Source organism: Brevibacterium sp. LAARM3_SD1 (assembly GCF_057364765.1).
On record NZ_JBNFOL010000027.1, the window covers coordinates 21,857 to 37,053 of the forward strand.

At 64.5% G+C, this 15,197-nt stretch carries 12 protein-coding genes and 2 pseudogenes; 1 reads left to right on the forward strand and 13 read right to left on the reverse strand.

Features of this window, described 5'->3' with window-relative positions:
- Window positions 1-28: 28 nt before the first annotated feature.
- From AC2W7L_RS14145 to AC2W7L_RS14200, 12 genes and pseudogenes are all read right to left on the reverse strand, one after another.
- A pseudogene (locus AC2W7L_RS14145) lies at window positions 29-624 on the reverse strand (histidine phosphatase family protein).
- Window positions 621-998, reverse strand: coding sequence for a ribosome silencing factor (gene rsfS / locus AC2W7L_RS14150; RefSeq protein ID WP_228281807.1), 378 nt, complete (start codon window positions 996-998; stop codon window positions 621-623). Before rsfS ends, AC2W7L_RS14145 begins: the two are co-directional and overlap by 4 nt.
- A gap of 52 nt (window positions 999-1,050) precedes the next feature.
- Window positions 1,051-2,520: a hypothetical protein gene (locus AC2W7L_RS14155; RefSeq protein WP_486004943.1), complete on the reverse strand. Its 1,470-nt coding sequence runs from the start codon at window positions 2,518-2,520 to the stop codon at window positions 1,051-1,053.
- Window positions 2,513-3,118, reverse strand: a complete 606-nt coding sequence (nadD, locus tag AC2W7L_RS14160) for a nicotinate-nucleotide adenylyltransferase (protein WP_035319614.1) — start codon at window positions 3,116-3,118, stop codon at window positions 2,513-2,515. Before nadD ends, AC2W7L_RS14155 begins: the two co-directional genes overlap by 8 nt.
- Before the next feature lies 1 nt (window position 3,119).
- Window positions 3,120-3,278, reverse strand: a complete 159-nt coding sequence (locus AC2W7L_RS14165) for a hypothetical protein (protein WP_167193005.1) — start codon at window positions 3,276-3,278, stop codon at window positions 3,120-3,122.
- Between the two features lie 189 nt (window positions 3,279-3,467).
- The gene (locus tag AC2W7L_RS14170; RefSeq protein WP_486004944.1) at window positions 3,468-4,757 is read right to left on the reverse strand and encodes a glutamate-5-semialdehyde dehydrogenase; all 1,290 of its coding nucleotides are present in this window, start codon (window positions 4,755-4,757) and stop codon (window positions 3,468-3,470) included.
- 3 nt (window positions 4,758-4,760) lie between these two features.
- A complete protein-coding gene (gene proB / locus AC2W7L_RS14175; RefSeq protein WP_486004945.1) occupies window positions 4,761-5,927 on the reverse strand; it encodes a glutamate 5-kinase in 1,167 nt (388 codons plus the stop codon).
- Complete coding sequence (obgE, locus tag AC2W7L_RS14180) at window positions 5,924-7,489, reverse strand: GTPase ObgE (protein ID WP_486004946.1); 1,566 nt, start codon at window positions 7,487-7,489, stop codon at window positions 5,924-5,926. The genes proB and obgE overlap by 4 nt, the downstream gene beginning before the upstream one ends.
- A 101-nt stretch (window positions 7,490-7,590) precedes the next feature.
- The gene (gene rpmA, locus AC2W7L_RS14185; protein WP_025776788.1) at window positions 7,591-7,842 is read right to left on the reverse strand and encodes a 50S ribosomal protein L27; all 252 of its coding nucleotides are present in this window, start codon (window positions 7,840-7,842) and stop codon (window positions 7,591-7,593) included.
- A 15-nt stretch (window positions 7,843-7,857) separates the two neighbouring features.
- Window positions 7,858-8,166: a 50S ribosomal protein L21 gene (gene rplU, locus AC2W7L_RS14190; RefSeq protein WP_025776790.1), complete on the reverse strand. Its 309-nt coding sequence runs from the start codon at window positions 8,164-8,166 to the stop codon at window positions 7,858-7,860.
- Window positions 8,167-8,413: 247 nt separating this feature from the next.
- Window positions 8,414-8,731 (reverse strand): chorismate mutase, encoded by a 318-nt coding sequence (locus AC2W7L_RS14195; RefSeq protein ID WP_167195869.1) that lies wholly within the window; start codon window positions 8,729-8,731, stop codon window positions 8,414-8,416.
- 125 nt (window positions 8,732-8,856) lie between these two features.
- Window positions 8,857-10,386, reverse strand: coding sequence for an alanine/glycine:cation symporter family protein (locus tag AC2W7L_RS14200; protein ID WP_486004947.1), 1,530 nt, complete (start codon window positions 10,384-10,386; stop codon window positions 8,857-8,859).
- Window positions 10,387-11,027: 641 nt separating this feature from the next.
- On the opposite strand from AC2W7L_RS14200, the gene AC2W7L_RS14205 reads away from it, so the two are divergent.
- Entirely contained in the window at window positions 11,028-11,921 is an 894-nt protein-coding gene (locus AC2W7L_RS14205) for an SPFH domain-containing protein (protein ID WP_432791569.1), read from the forward strand.
- An 87-nt stretch (window positions 11,922-12,008) separates the two neighbouring features.
- Here the strand turns inward: AC2W7L_RS14205 and AC2W7L_RS14210 are convergent.
- Window positions 12,009-14,974, reverse strand: a pseudogene (locus tag AC2W7L_RS14210) (Rne/Rng family ribonuclease).
- Window positions 14,975-15,197 lie beyond the last annotated feature (223 nt).

Genomic DNA, 15,197 nt, shown 5'->3' on the forward strand with positions numbered 1-15,197 from the left:
TGAGTCCGCATTGGTGCGGACGATCACCTCAACGGGAGATTGCGCCCCAGCTGCGCAGGATCCAGTTGTCGCCGGTGAATTCGAACTCTCCGTGACCGCAGTTCCCGAGAACGCCGAGTCGACCGGTTCCGGTCATCTCCATGAGGATCTCGGCCGCAGCGCGCAGCACCGCACCATGGGCGACGATCGCGATCGTCGACGCTTCCGCGGACTGCACGATATCGGTGATGGCGCCTGCGACTCGGCCGCCCGATTCGGTGCGGGACTCACCGCCGGGCGGTGCGATATCGGCACCGGAGGCCCATTCGGCGAGTTCGTTCGGCCAGGTCTCAGCAACCTCGGCGCGAGTGGAGCCCTCCCACTCACCGAAGGCGGTCTCTCGCAGCCTCCGGTCCCGGACAGGCTCGAGGCCGAGGAGCGTGGCCAGCCTGTCTGCGGTCGCAGCGGCGCGCGAGAGGTCGGAGGAGACGATGAGTTCGGGACGAGCTCGGCGAGGCGCCGGGCGGCCTGTTCGGCCTGTGCCCGGCCCGTGTCGTTGAGGGGGACATCGGACTGCCCCTGGAATCGGCCGGCGACGTTGAAGTCCGTCTGCCCGTGCCGCCAGAACAGAACGGTCTTCGTCATTCGTTCGAGCCGGGTTCCGGCAACTGCAGATCGATGACCGGGACGTCCTTCCACAGCCGCTCGAGAGCATAGTATTCGCGCTGTTCGGCAGAGAAGACGTGAACGACGATCTCTCCGAAGTCGAGCAGCACCCAGTCCCCTCCCCGGCCTTCTCGGCGCAGAGGGGTGCGGTCGTGGACGAGCTGGACCTCTTGTTCGATCGCGTCGATGACCGCACCGATCTGACGTTCGTTGTCGGCGGAGACGATGAGGAACGCGTCGGTGATGTAGAGCGTGGAGCTCACATCGAGGCCGATGATGTCGGTTCCGAGCTTCTCATCCGCGGCTTTGGCCGCGGTTCGAAGCAGCTGGGTGGATTCGGCGGTCTCGCTCACAAGATCCTTTCGCATGGATGCGGTTGTGGAGGTGGTGTGTCGCAGGTGCTGCTCAGAGGAACATGACGAGGGCGATGACGATGAGGGCCAGGGCGAAGAATGCGGCGACGCCGAGGACGATATAGGGCATCTTCGAGGGCTCTTCGCCCATGAGGATCTGTCCGTCCTGCCCGGTCACCGAGCTGGCGCGGATGCGTGAACCGGGAGGGTTCACGGTCTCTTCGTCTTCGTAGTCGGCGTTCGGCAGCGACCAGGCTTCGGGCACCGCGTCCATCGGACGGGTCTCCGGGTTTGCGGCCAAGGCGCGTGCCGCGTCATCCGAGCCTGCTTCACCGGTCGATTCGTCGGCGCCTGCGGCGGCAGAGCCGGAGTGAGCCTCGTCCGCAGGACCGGAATCCGGTGTCTGCTGACCACGGGAGCTCCTCTTTCGGGCCTCGTCGACCTCGGGGCTCTGCGCCGAGGCTGCGGTGACGACTCGGACTCCGGACGTCGAGGGCGGCTGCACTATCGGCATCCGACGCGACCGCGAAGTGGATTCCGGTTCGGCCGCGGACTGGTCCGATGAGTCGGCGGATTCGGGACCACCAACGGGCTCGCCCTTCTCAACCTGGTCGGCCGGGTCGTTCTTCTCAGCCTGATCAGCGGGCTTGTCCGCCTGGCCCGAATCAGCGGTTTCGTCCTTCTCGGCTCGGTCGGCGGGCTTGGCCGCGTCGGTTCCGAGTGCCGGTGCGTCTCCGTCGAGGGCCGAGTACGGCATCGACAGCGCATCATAGGGTTCGCTGTCCACGGTCGTCGGACGCGGTGCCGAGCTCGACGTGACGGGGGCTTCGAAGTCACGAGCGGCAACTTCTTCCGAGGCTCCACCGAAGCCGGCGGTGTCATACGATTCGTGCTCGGTCTCGTCGGTCTTCGCATCCGTAGTCGAAGCGGTGGACGACTCATTCGGAGTGGGCGCCGGGGATTTCGCGTCGACGGCGTCTGATTCGGACTTCAAGGATTCCGAGTTGGACTCCGCAGCTCCTGATTCCGAGACTTCCGGAATCGGTCCGGTCAGTCGACCTTCGGCAGCGGCCCGGCGTTCGGCCAGTTCCTTCTCATCCGCGACGACCGGCAGTGCGCCGGTGGACAGATCGCCGTAAAGCGAGAGTCCGTGTTCACGGAGGTACCGCTTCTTCTCGGAGCGAGTCTGGAAGTGCGGCAACGGGGTCCGCGTCGGGTCGAGGCGGTCCTCGGCGTGCACAGGCGGCCGTGACTCCTGCGGGTGGTCCGATGCCAGGGCACCGCGTTCGTGGCTGGTCCGCTGCGAGGGTTCGGGGTCGATGCGCGAGGCGGTGTCATCGCTGCTCTCGGCGGCGGGTTTCGCATCGGGCTTCTTCGGGGGCAGCGGACTGAGGAGACCGGCGCGAGAGTTCGGAGCCTCCTTCGGCTGCTCAGGAACCTCTCGTGCTTCGAACGCCTGTTCCGCCGCCAGCCTCTCGGCTTCTCGCCGTGCTCGACGTGACGTGAACTGCTCCTCAGCCATTCTCACTCCTGTACAACTCGTATTTCGCGATGTACTGCACTACGCCGTCCGGTACGAGGTACCAGACGGGTGCACCATCCATCACCCGTTGTCTGCAATCCGTGGACGATATCGCCAGCGCAGGGATCTGCACGAGACTCAGCCGATCGACCGGCAGCCCCTCACCGTGGAGTTCGTGACCGGGCCGACTGACCCCGACGAAATGGGCCAGGGAAAACAGCTCATCCACATTCTTCCACGTCAAGATCTGAGCCAAAGCATCCGCGCCGGTGATGAAGAACAACTCGGTGTCGGGACCGTAGCTGCGGGCGAGGTCACGCAGCGTATCGATCGTGTAGGTCGGTCCCGGTCGGTCGACATCGGCTCGGGAGACGGTGAATCGCGGGTTCGATGCCGTTGCGATGACCGTCATCAGATACCGATGCTCGGCACTGCTGACCTCTTCGACGTCCTTCTGATACGGCCGTCCCGTGGGGACGAATACCACCTCGTCGAGGTCGAAGGTTGCCTGAACCTCACTTGCCGCGACGAGGTGGCCGTTGTGGACGGGGTCGAAGGTACCGCCCATGACACCGACTCTGCGTCTGTGCTCTGCCATATCAGTGGCGGTGCGAGATGCCCTTCCACGACCGGGACACAACGCCCATCGTGATGAAGATCGCCAGGGTGATGAGTCCGTACCAGATCGGATCCATCGGCAGCTCGACGTGGGCTGCGTGCTCCCCACCTTCGGCTGCGGCCATAATGGCTGCGTTCACGTCATTTCTCCTTACTCAGTGATCCGGTGCGCGCAGAGCGCATCGGCGTCATTACCTTCTCAGTTTCTCATGAACGACCGGGGAATCCGGCATCGACATGACTTCTTCCTGTTCCGATGTCTCCCCAGGTCGGCCAGTACGTGCCCTGAACGCGGAGCGTCGGAGTCGGTTGGGACTCAGGAATCGGGCTCAGGAACGGACCTGCCCGTTGCCCATCATCACCCACTTCGTGGTCGTCAGCTGCTCGAGCCCCATCGGACCGCGAGCGTGCAGCTTCTGCGTGGAGATGCCCACCTCTGCGCCGAAGCCCAGTTCTCCCCCGTCGGTGAATCGTGTGGAGACGTTGACTCCCACAGCTGCAGCATCGATGGCGGTGACGAAGGTGTCCGCGTTGTCGAGGTCCTTCGTCACGATCACCTCGGTGTGGCCGGAACTGTAGGCGCGAATATGGTCGATGGCCTCTTCGATCCCGGAGACGAGCTTGATGGCGATCTCCAGTCCCAGGTACTCCTTGGCCCAGTCGCGCCTGGACACTCGTCGGACCTTCATCCCCGCCGGCGCCAGTGCTGAGACGTCGGAGTCGGCATGGACGATGACTCCGGCACCGTCGAGGCGTTCGAGGATCTTCGGCAGCACACGCTTCGCCGCCTTCTCATGGACGAGCAGCGTCTCCAGCGAGTTGCACACGCTCGGGCGGTGCGTCTTCGAGTTGAGGACGAGGTCGACGGCGGTCTTCACCGTGGCGGTGGAGTCGATGAACATGTGCACATTGCCCACACCGGTTTCGATGACGGGCACGATCGATTCCTGCACGACCATGTTGATGAGGTCGGCGCCGCCTCGGGGAATGAGCAGATCGACGTAGTCGCGGGCGTGCATGAGCACGTGCGCGCCTTCGCGTCCGTATTGGTCGATGCCGCTGATCGAGTCAACCGGCAGGCCCGCCGATTCGACGGCCCTGCGGAGGATGGAGATGATCTCCGTGTTCGAGTTCTGTGCGGCCGAACCGCCGCGCAGGACCGAGGAGTTGCCGGATTTGAGTGCGAGGACGGCGATATCGACGGTGACGTTCGGACGAGCTTCGTAGATCGCGCCGATCACGCCCATCGGCACACGGTTCTGAGTGAGTCGGATGCCGTTGGGCAGGGTGCGTCCGACGACGACGTTGCCGACCGGGTCGGCGAGGTCGATGACGTCCTCGACGGAATCGGCGATCGCTGCGATGCGATCGGCGTCGAGGCGCAGACGGTCGAGCAGAGACTCGCTCATCCCGTTCTCGGTGCCGGCGGCGATGTCGGCGTCATTGGCTTTGACGATGCGGTCGGTGTTGCTGCGCAGGGCCTCGGCGATGGCCCCGAGTGCCGCATTCTTCTCGGCGGTCGAGGCCGTCGCCAACAGACTGGAGGCGGACTTCGCGTTGCGCACGATGCGAGTGACTCCGCGGACGGTCTTCGGGTGGATCTCGGCTGCTGCTGTCATGGGCTATCTCCCCCCGCTCACCTGTGTGAGAACGAGATCGTTTCGATGGATGACCTCTTTACGGTAGTCACTTCCCAGACGGGTGCCAAGTTCCTCCGTCGTGGAGCGGAACATCAGCGGCAGCTCGTCCGAGGAGAAGTTCGTCATTCCGCGCGCGATGACCGCGTCGTCGAGATTGCGGATCTCGACCGGGTCACCTGCTTCGAAGTTCCCACTGCACGCGGTGACGCCGGCAGCGAGGAGTGAGGTTCCACGGGAGAGCACAGCGGTTTCGGCGCCTCTGTCGATCGTCACCGTTCCGAACGTCCGGGCAAGGTGCCGCAGCCACAGCAGGCGGGTGCCCCGCCGTTTGTGTGTGACCGCGAAATACGTGCCCACGGCCTCTCCCGACAGCGCCGAGGCGGCCTGCGGTGCCGAGGTCAGCACGGCCGGGATGCCCGAATCGGCGACCATGATGGCGGCGTCGACCTTCGTGGCCATTCCGCCGGTGCCGGTCCCTGCCGTTCCGACACCGCCGATGGCGAGGTCGTCGAGATCGCTGGGACCGTGGACCCGGTCGATCAGCCGGGAGCGGGGCAGGTCCGGAGGCCCGGAGTAGAGAGCGTCGACATCCGACAGCAGCACCAGCGCATCGGCGTGGGCGAGGTGGGCGACCAGCGCGGCCAGGCGGTCGTTGTCTCCGAAGCGGATCTCCTCAGTGGCCACAGCGTCGTTCTCGTTGACGATGGGCAGTGTGCCCAGGGCCAGGAGCTTGTCGATGGCACGCTGCGCGTTCTTGTACTGGGTGCGCCGGATCAGATCATCGGCGCTGAGCAGAACCTGACCGGGAACGAGATCGTAGCGTCCCAGAGCGCGCGTGTATGCGGCCATGAGCAGTCCCTGACCGACCCCGGCGGCTGCCTGCTGGCTGGCCAGATCACGGGGACGCTTCTTCAGCCCCATCGGCTCCAGCCCCGCCGCGATCGCACCGGAGGAGACGAGGATGACTTCGTGACCGGCCGACCGGTGGGCACCGACCACATCTGTCAGGGCGATGAGTTTGGCCTCGTCGAGTCCGCCGTCGATCGTCGTCAGAGAGGACGAACCGACCTTGACGACGACACGGCGGGCGTGGGCGATGTCGTCACGCACAGACGCTGCGGAGGAGCCCGCCTGAACCGCGGCGCTCACTCCTCTTCGGCTCCCTCAGCAGACCGCGTCGCGGGCGCACCCTGGCTGCTCTCGCGGTGAGAGCGTTCGGCCAAGCGCTCCTGTTCGAACTCGGCCCGCGTCGCGGCCTTCGCGTCCATCTTCTCGTGATAGGCCGCCTTGCGCTCCTTGCGTGTGGCTCGCGCATCCTCGTCGAGTCGGGCGTCCGATCCGCGGGAGCCCAGCAGCTCGGCACCGCCGACGGTCGTGGGGTCCCAGTCGAAGACGACACCGTCGTCTCCGCCGACGACGATCGTGTCACCGGGTTTGGCACCGGCTTTGAACAGGGCCTCTTCGACACCAAGGTGCTCGAGCCGGTCGGCGAGGTAGCCGACGGCCTCGTCGTTGCCGAAGTCCGTCTGCTGCACCCATCGCCGAGGCTTGTCGCCGAGGACACGGAACAGCGGACCGTCGGCGCTGCGTTCGGAACGGACTTCGAATCCGCGATCGTCGACGGCTTTCGGACGGATGACGACGCGCTGCGGTGTCGCTTCCAGCTCGGCGCGGCGCTCCCGCTCGGCGAGCACGAGTTCGGCCATGGCGAACGAGAGTTCCCGCAGGCCGGCATGGCTGACGGCTGAGATCTCGAAGACCCGGTAGCCGGCAGCCTCGAGGTCGGGTCGGACGATATCGGCGAGGTCACGTCCGTCGGGGATGTCGACCTTGTTCAGTGCCACGAGCTTCGGGCGATCGGAGAGCGGGAGGAGTCCGCTGCCGTCGTCGAGGTCGACGGCATAGGCGGCGAGTTCGGATTCAATGATCGTGAGGTCGGAGACGGGATCGCGTCCGGGCTCCCACGTGGCCATGTCGATGACATGGACGAGTCCCGCGCAACGTTCGACGTGGCGGAGGAACTCGAGGCCGAGTCCCTTGCCCTCCGATGCGCCGGGAATGAGTCCCGGAACATCAGCGACCGTGTAGCGCGTGTCCCCGGCCTGGACGACCCCGAGGTTGGGCACGAGCGTCGTGAACGGGTAGTCGGCGATCTTCGGCTTCGCGGCAGAAAGCGCGGCAATGAGGCTTGATTTGCCCGCCGATGGGTAACCCACGAGGGCGATATCGGCGATCGTCTTGAGTTCGAGGACGAGGCTGAGGCTCTGCCCTGGCTCCCCGAGGAGCGCGAAGCCGGGGGCCTTGCGCTTCGTCGATGCCAGCGCGGCATTGCCGAGTCCGCCGCGGCCTCCGGCAGCGGCGGTGAACTCGGTACCGTCCTCGATGAGGTCGGCGATGACATCGCCGTTGGTGTTCTTCACGACCGTGCCTTCGGGCACGTCGACGATGAGGTCTCGTCCATCGGCGCCGTGCCGCAGATCGCCCTTGCCGATTCCCCCGTCGTCGGCACGCACATGCGGACGGTGATGGAGAGGAAGCAGCGTCGTGGTCTGACGGTCGACGCGGAAGATGATGTTCCCGCCGTTGCCGCCGTCGGCGCCGTCGGGACCGCCGAGCGGTTTGAACTTCTCACGCCTGATCGAGGCACACCCGTTCCCACCTGCGCCTGCGGCGAGGTGAACGGTGACACGGTCTACGAACTCGGTGGCCATAATGTCCTTATATCAGATGAAGGGTGAGTCGTTCGACTCACCCTTCATTCTCCCTCGTTCAGGGAGAGATCATATTGACGACGGAACGGATCCGGAAAGGATCAGGCTCCGACGATGTTGACGATCTTGCGACCGTTGCGGGTGCCGAATTCCACGGCTCCGGCTGTCAGAGCGAAGAGGGTATCGTCTCCTCCACGGCCGACATTGGCTCCGGGGTGGAACTTGGTTCCGCGCTGGCGGACGATGATCTCGCCGGCCTTGACGGCCTGGCCGCCGAAGCGCTTCACGCCGAGGTACTGTGGGTTCGAGTCGCGACCGTTGCGGGTCGAGCTGACTCCCTTTTTGCTTGCCATGTGAGAAGTCTCCTCTTACTTGATGTTCGTGATCTTCAGACGGGTGAGGTCCTGGCGGTGGCCCTGACGCTTCTTGTACCCGGTCTTGTTCTTGTACTTCTGGATCACAATCTTGGGACCGCGGAGTTCACCGGCGACCTCAGCGCTGACCGAGACCTTCGCCAGAGCGTCGGGATCGGTCGTGACCGTCTCACCGTCGACAAGAAGTACGGCATCGAGTTCGACGCTGTCTCCAGCCTTCGCCTTCATGCGGTTGACTGTGATGATATCGCCGACGCTCACCTTTTCCTGGTGGCCCCCGGCACGGACGATGGCATAGACCATGCTCGAACCCTCTTTCTGCTAAAACACAAACGAACGGCGGTTGTCCCTTGGCTGCCGCGGGACGAACCCGCAGACATCCCATTGAGAGGAATCACCAGCCGTGGCGCGTCACGCGCACCGACGGTCAAGTCTAATCGAGAGCACACAGCATCGGCAAACCCACGCCCCATCGGCAGGCGGACGATCTGCGTATTGTGAGTCATCTCTCATCCATGCGCAGAAAGGGCGTGATCCTCGCATCTGCGACTCAGCTCTCGCGCGACTCAGCAATGCGTTCGTGCCGACGGATGACCTCGGCGACGATGAACGCCAGGAACTTCTCCGCGAACTCGGGATCCAGGTGGGACTCCTCGGCGAGCTCTCGCAGCCGGGCGACCTGCCTGGCCTCCCGGGACTCGTCGGCCGGAGGCAGACCGTGGTCGGCCTTGAGTTCGCCGACGCGCTCTGTGAGCTTGAAGCGCTCGGCGAGGAGATGGACGAGGGAGGCATCGATATTGTCGATGCTGCCCCGCAGCTCCTGCAGCCGTTCAACTGCGCGTGTTCTGTCGTCTCTGTTCTCATCCACGCGCCCATTCTATCGACGGCCCGGCATGCCTGTGCGCCGCGTCCGAATGGGCGCGGCGCACAGGCATCCTTGATCGAGGCGGTCTCTTCCGGTTGAGGACCCCGCCCGGTCGAGGTGGCTCAGATTCAGGCGGGCTGGTCGACCGGGACCGCGTCGACCGTGTCCGGGTCGTTCAACGTTCCGGCCCTGCGGTCGGCGAGGTACTTCTTCATCTCCTTCTTGACCACCGGCATGAGCATGTAGAGGCCGAGGATGTTGATGAAGGCACACATGAAGAGTGCGGCATCCGCGAACTCGACGACCTTCGAGAAGGTCGCCACACAGCCGACGACGACGAAGAGACAGACCAGTGTGCGGAAGACGGTGACGCTGGCCTTCGCATTGCCGAACAGGTAGCTCCATGCCTGCTCTCCGTAGTACGCCCAGGTGATGAGGGTCGAGAAGGCGAACAGCGCGACAGCGATGGCCAGCAGGATCGGGTACCACGAGGCCACGGTGGAGAAGGCGTCCGAGGTCAGGGCCACTCCCCCGATCTCACCGGCACCGAGGTCCTCTCGGTAGGAGGCCTGATTGGCGACGATGATGGTCAGCGCCGTCATGGTGCAGACGACGACCGTATCGATGAAGGGCTCGAGGAGTGCAACGAATCCCTCGGAGATCGGACGGCGGGTCTTGACCGCGGAATGGGCGATCGGTGCCGAGCCGATGCCGGCCTCGTTGGAGAACGCCGACCGCTGGAAGCCGATGATCATGACTCCGACGATGCCGCCGGCCACACCCTGCGGGTTGAACGCCCCGGCGAAGATCTCACCGATGGCGCTCGGGATGTTGGTGAAGTTGAGCCCGAGCACGAGGAGGCATGAGATGACGTAGAAGATCGCCATCCCGGGGACGAGCTTGTCAGTGACCTTCGCGATCGAACGGATGCCGCCGAGGATGACCAGGGCGACGAGCGCCGCGAAGATGATTCCGAAGATCAGCGAGGCGAAGGGCCCGGCGAGGAACCCCTCGTCGCCGCCCGTGGCCGTGCGGACCTGGGCAAAGGTCTGATTGGCCTGGAACATGCCGCCGCCGACGACGCCGAAGATGAGGATGGCGATGGCGAACAGACCGGTGAGAACAGATGCCACCGGCTTGCCGAAACGGCGGAAGGCCACGGGCAGGTATTTGAACGGCCCGCCGTGGACCACGCCGTTCTCGTCGATCTCACGGTATTTCACTCCGAGGGTGCACTCGACGAACTTCGTGCACATGCCCAAGAGACCGGCGATGATCATCCAGAAGGTCGCACCTGGACCTCCGAGGGCGATGGCGACACCGACACCGGCGATATTGCCGAGACCGACGGTTCCCGACAGTGCAGAGGCGAGGGCTTGGAAGTGGGTGACCTCACCAGGGTCGGACTTCGAGGAGAATTTCCCGCGGATGATCTCGAGCGACAGCTTCGCCCCTCGAGCTTGGATGAAACCGAAGTAGACAGTGAAGACCCCGGCCGCGAAGATCAGCCACAGGACGACGAAGGGAAACGAGATCGATCCGATGGTGATCGGAAAGAAGATGACGCTGCCGAACCACGTCGCGATCGGATCGAACCATGAGTTGATGGCATCGTCGACCGGAGAGACCGGCGCTGCTGAGATATGAAAATTGTTCATAGTGTGACAACTTACTGAGACTTGCGTCACATTCAAGCGTTCCACCTTATGGAACGCTTTCAGTTATCGAACCGTTACGAAACAGGGGGCTCTGCGGCCATTTGAGATTCGTGTCTCATCAACTGGCCTAAACTGGGAACATGACTCAGAACCCTCAGCAACCAGGTCAGCGGCCGCCTCGAACCCCCAACTCATCCGCCGATCGAGGCCCGATTCCCAGCGGAGATCCGAGCACTCACATCCAATCCGGCCACGGTCAGCCTTCGGCATACCCCGGTGCGGAGGCTGTGACGAATCCCAACGGGCACTATGGGTCCCAGGGCGCTCAGTCCGGGTCGATCGGAGGTTCGGAGTCGACGGCACAGTATGGTCCGCCCGCTGGAGCTCAAGCGAACACCGGTGCCCCGCCGCACCACGGTGAAGGCTCACCTCTGCCGCCGGCACGACGGAGTCGACACCCGGAACAGGGTCTTGGTTCAGGTCCGGGGCCGAATTCCGGCGCTGGACCCGCCGCATCGCCGGCACCGGCCCGCAGGCCCCGACGCTCACCTGTGCAGGCGCCGGACTCCGGTCGGCCGCCCTCAGGGCCAGGACAGCCCAACTCGGCCCCCACGCGCATTGTCTCCCCCGACGGTGAACGCGTGCGCGAGAAGCCGGCCGGCGGGGTCTCCGGCTATTTCGCTATCGTCGGTGCCATCGCCCTGCTCCTCGCCGCTGTGCTCATGGGCATCATCGGCTTCGTCATGAGCTTCGCCCAGGTCGCCGTCGGCGTCGTCCTCTTCATCGTCGCCGTGCTGTGCTTCATCGCCTCGATGTTCCTGTTCAGAGGATGCACCTCGGTGGCGCCCGGACATGCCGTCGTCCTCCAGCTCTACGGCAAGTACGTCGGCACGGTCAGACAATCGGGACTGCGATTCGTCAATCCCTTCTATACGAAGGACCAGATCTCGACGCGCATCCGCAATCATGAGACCTCGACTCTGAAGGTCAACGATCTCGACGGCAATCCCATCGAGATCGGCGCCGTCGTCGTCTGGCAGGTCAGGGACACCGCGCAGGCGATGTTCGAGGTCGATGACTTCGAGGAGTTCGTCGCCATCCAGGCAGAGACCGCCGTTCGGCACATCGCAAACTCCTACGCCTACGATTCTTCGGATCCACGCCGCATGTCTCTGCGCGACAACGCCGACGAGATCACCTCGCGACTCTCCGATGAGGTCGCCGCCAGAGTCATGGCCGCCGGCGTCACCGTCATCGAATCGCGCATCACCCAATTGGCCTATGCTCCGGAGATCGCGCGTGCCATGCTCCAGCGCCAGCAGGCCACAGCCGTCGTTGCCGCTCGTCAGCTCATCGTCGAAGGCGCCGTCGGCATGGTGGAGACAGCGATCGAAGAGATCGAAGGACGTCAGATCGTCAGGCTCGGGCAGTCCGAACGCAGCGATCTCGTGTCCAATCTGATGATCGTTCTCTGCGGTGATCAGGCGGCGCAGCCGACGATCAGCACCACTCGCAATCAGCAGTCGGCAGGCTGACCGGTCCGAGCCGCGCCTGCCGAACACGACAGCGCCCCGTCGACGGATGTCGACGGGGCGTTTTGCCGTTTCAGCGAAGGACAGGTGTCAGTCCTGACCGATGATGACGAACGAGGTCGGCAGCTGTTCCTGCTTGGGGGCAGGAGACTTCTTCACCGATTCGCTCTTCTTCGCCGGAGCGCTCTTGACCGGTGCGGCGGCAGCGACCTTCGTCTCACTGTCCGCGCCGATCATCAGGGGCAGGTCCTGCGGCTCTTCGGCGGCTGGTTTCGTATCGGGCGCAGGCTTCCGTTCGGCAACCGGCGCCTGGTCGTCGCTGCTCGACTTCTCGGTGCTCGACTTCTCGTCGGTCTTCTCCGACTGTGAATCGTCGTTGCGGTCCGAGCGGGACCGGCGGCGGCCGTTGCGTGAACGCGAGCGGGACTTGCCGGTCTCGTCGCCGCCCGACGAGTCGGCAGACTGAGACGAAGCATCGGACGTCGTCGACGCAGCCGATTCGGTGTCGTCCTTCTTCAGCGTGGCCTTCGCGATCGCGGCGACGGCCGACCGGGACGCATCCGATGACACGGTCTCCTCGGTCGACTCGGACTCGCCGTGTTTGGTCTTCGAACCCGAGTCGCTCCGACGCTTCCGATCACGACGGTTGTCGTGGTTGGACCGGTTGCCGCGGTGAGCCTTCGAACCGTCTTCTTCCGATCCGGGCAGCAGCAGTCCCCGACCGGTGAGGTCCTCACCGGCGCTGACCAGGGATTCGGCGAGTCCGGTGCCGATGCGTTTGCGCGTCATCTGCACGAGACCCAGCGATGTCACCTCGGCGACCTGATGCTTCGTCCGGTCGCGACGAGACACTCGACGAGCCGGCGGACCACGAGATCCCGGTTGGATTCGAGCACCATGTCGATGAAGTCGACGACGATGATGCCGCCGATGTCACGCAGACGGATCTGTCGAATGACCTCCTCGGCGGCTTCGAGGTTGTTGCGGGTCACCGTCTCCTCGAGGTTGCCTCCGGATCCGGTGAACTTGCCGGTGTTGACGTCGACGACCGTCATCGCTTCTGTGCGGTCGATGACGAGCGACCCTCCCGAGGGCAGATTCACCGTCCGCTGGAGAGCCTTCTGGATCTGCTCTTCGATCCGGTAGTGGTCGAAGATGTCCTTGTCCTCGTTGTAGCTGTGGACGCGTTCGAGCAGGTCCGGGGCCACCGATTCGACGTATTCGTGGATCGTGTTCCATGCACTGTCGCCGTCGATGACGAGCGAGCTGAAGTCCTCGTTGAAGACATCACGGATGATGCGCACGATCATGTCGGGCTCACTGTAGAGCAGCTGCGGCGCCAGCACCTTCGTCGACTTCGACTTCTTCTCGATCGTCTCCCATCGCTTGGCGAGACGATCGACGTCACGTGAGAGATCGGTGTCCGTGGCGCCTTCGGCGGCGGTGCGCACGATGACGCCGTTCGCATCGCCGACGAGCTGTTTGAGCAGCTTCTTCAGGCGTGCCCGCTCATTGTCGGGCAGCTTCCGTGAGATTCCCGTCATCGAGTTGCCGGGCACGTAGACGAGGAACCGCCCGGGCAGTGAGATCTGACCGGTCAGTCGGGCGCCCTTGTGCCCGACCGGATCCTTCGTCACCTGCACGAGCACGGCATCACCGGGACTCAGCGCGGTTTCGATCCGGCGGGCCTTGCCGTCCATGCCGAGTGCGTCCCAGTTGACTTCGCCGGCATAGAGCACGGCGTTGCGGCCCTTGCCGATGTCGATGAAAGCCGCTTCCATGCTCGGCAGCACGTTCTGCACCTTGCCCAGGTAGACGTTGCCGATCAGCGAGGACTGCTGCCGGTTCTCCTTGAGGTAGTGCTCGACGGCGATCCCGTCTTCGACGACGACGAGCTGTGTCTGGTCGCCGTTCTCCCGCACCAGCATGGTGCGGTCGACGGACTCACGCCGGGCGAGGAACTCGGCCTCGGTGATGATGGGACGACGACGTCCGGCTTCGCGTCCTTCCTTGCGCCGCTGGCGCTTGGCCTCGAGGCGGGTCGAACCCTTGAGCGAGGTGACTTCGTCGCGGTCGGTGCTGCGGGTACGCGACCGGCGACGGCGGCGACGACGTGAGCCGCTGTCGGAGTCGTCGTCACCGTCGTCGGAATCCGAGTCGTCGGAGTCTTTGTGATCGGAATCCCGGTGATCGGACTTCGCATGCGAGTCATCGGCGTCCGAATCGGAGCTCCGCTTCGAACCGCGGTTGTTCGATCGCGATCCGCGCTTCGAGGCCTTCGAGCTCTGGCCCTCGGCGGCATCCGAGGAGTCGTCCTCGAAGTCCTTCGAGCCGTCGCTGGAGGCAGAGGACTCCTCGTGGGAGTCGTCGCGGTTGCGCGAGCGACGACCGCGACCGCCCCGGCGACGACGCTGGCCGTTCGAGCTCTCGTCCTCGTCGCTGTCGTTCTGCCTGTTCTCCTGCGAGGACGAGGTGTCGTCGTCGGAGTCGTGGGAGTCGTCCCAGTCGTCGTCGGAGTCATCCTCGATCGTGACGACCTCGGCGTGCTCGGCCTTCGGCACCTGGAAGATCAGGCCACCGTCGTAGGGCACGGCCGGGGCGGTGCGAGGTTCGGGTGCGGCGGCCTCCGGAGCGGGCGCGGCGAAGGGATTGCGCGGGTCGAAGCTCGGCGCCGTCTGCGCAGTCGTCGGCGCGTCATCGGAGTCGTCGGAATCAGTGTCGTCGCCGTCGGAGTCATCGTTGTCATCGGCGTTGTCGTTCGAATCTCCGCGGACGAACTCCTCGAAGACAAGACCCCGGTTGGCGACGGCATCGCGTGCGGATTTCGGACTGTCTCGACGCGGAGCCGGTTCGTCTTCCGCGTCGTCGCTGTCATCGGCATCGCCGATGCGCAGCGACTCGGCCGCCTCGGCGATGTCGTCCAGGCGTGCGCGCACGCTGTCGTCGACATCATCTTGTTCGGCGTTCTTGGCACTGACCGTCTGCTGCAGATTCGCGAGGTCCGCGAGAATGCTTTCGGTCGGATCGGTCGACTCTGTACCGTCGGTATCGTTCATCGTATCTCCCAGTCCGAAGACGCCGTCCACACCGTACGGATCTTCGGATCCTTGCATGGTCCGCAATGGACCGAAACCTGTGGATGGCACATCAGGCTCGCGCTCAGCGCGTAGGCCTTCCGTGCTGCCTCATCTTGTTGTCGACCTGCGAGGTCGTACCCTCGACTCGGTGGAGGCACTTCTCCTGCTCGGTGTGAGAACAGGTATCCGTCTCCCCATTATG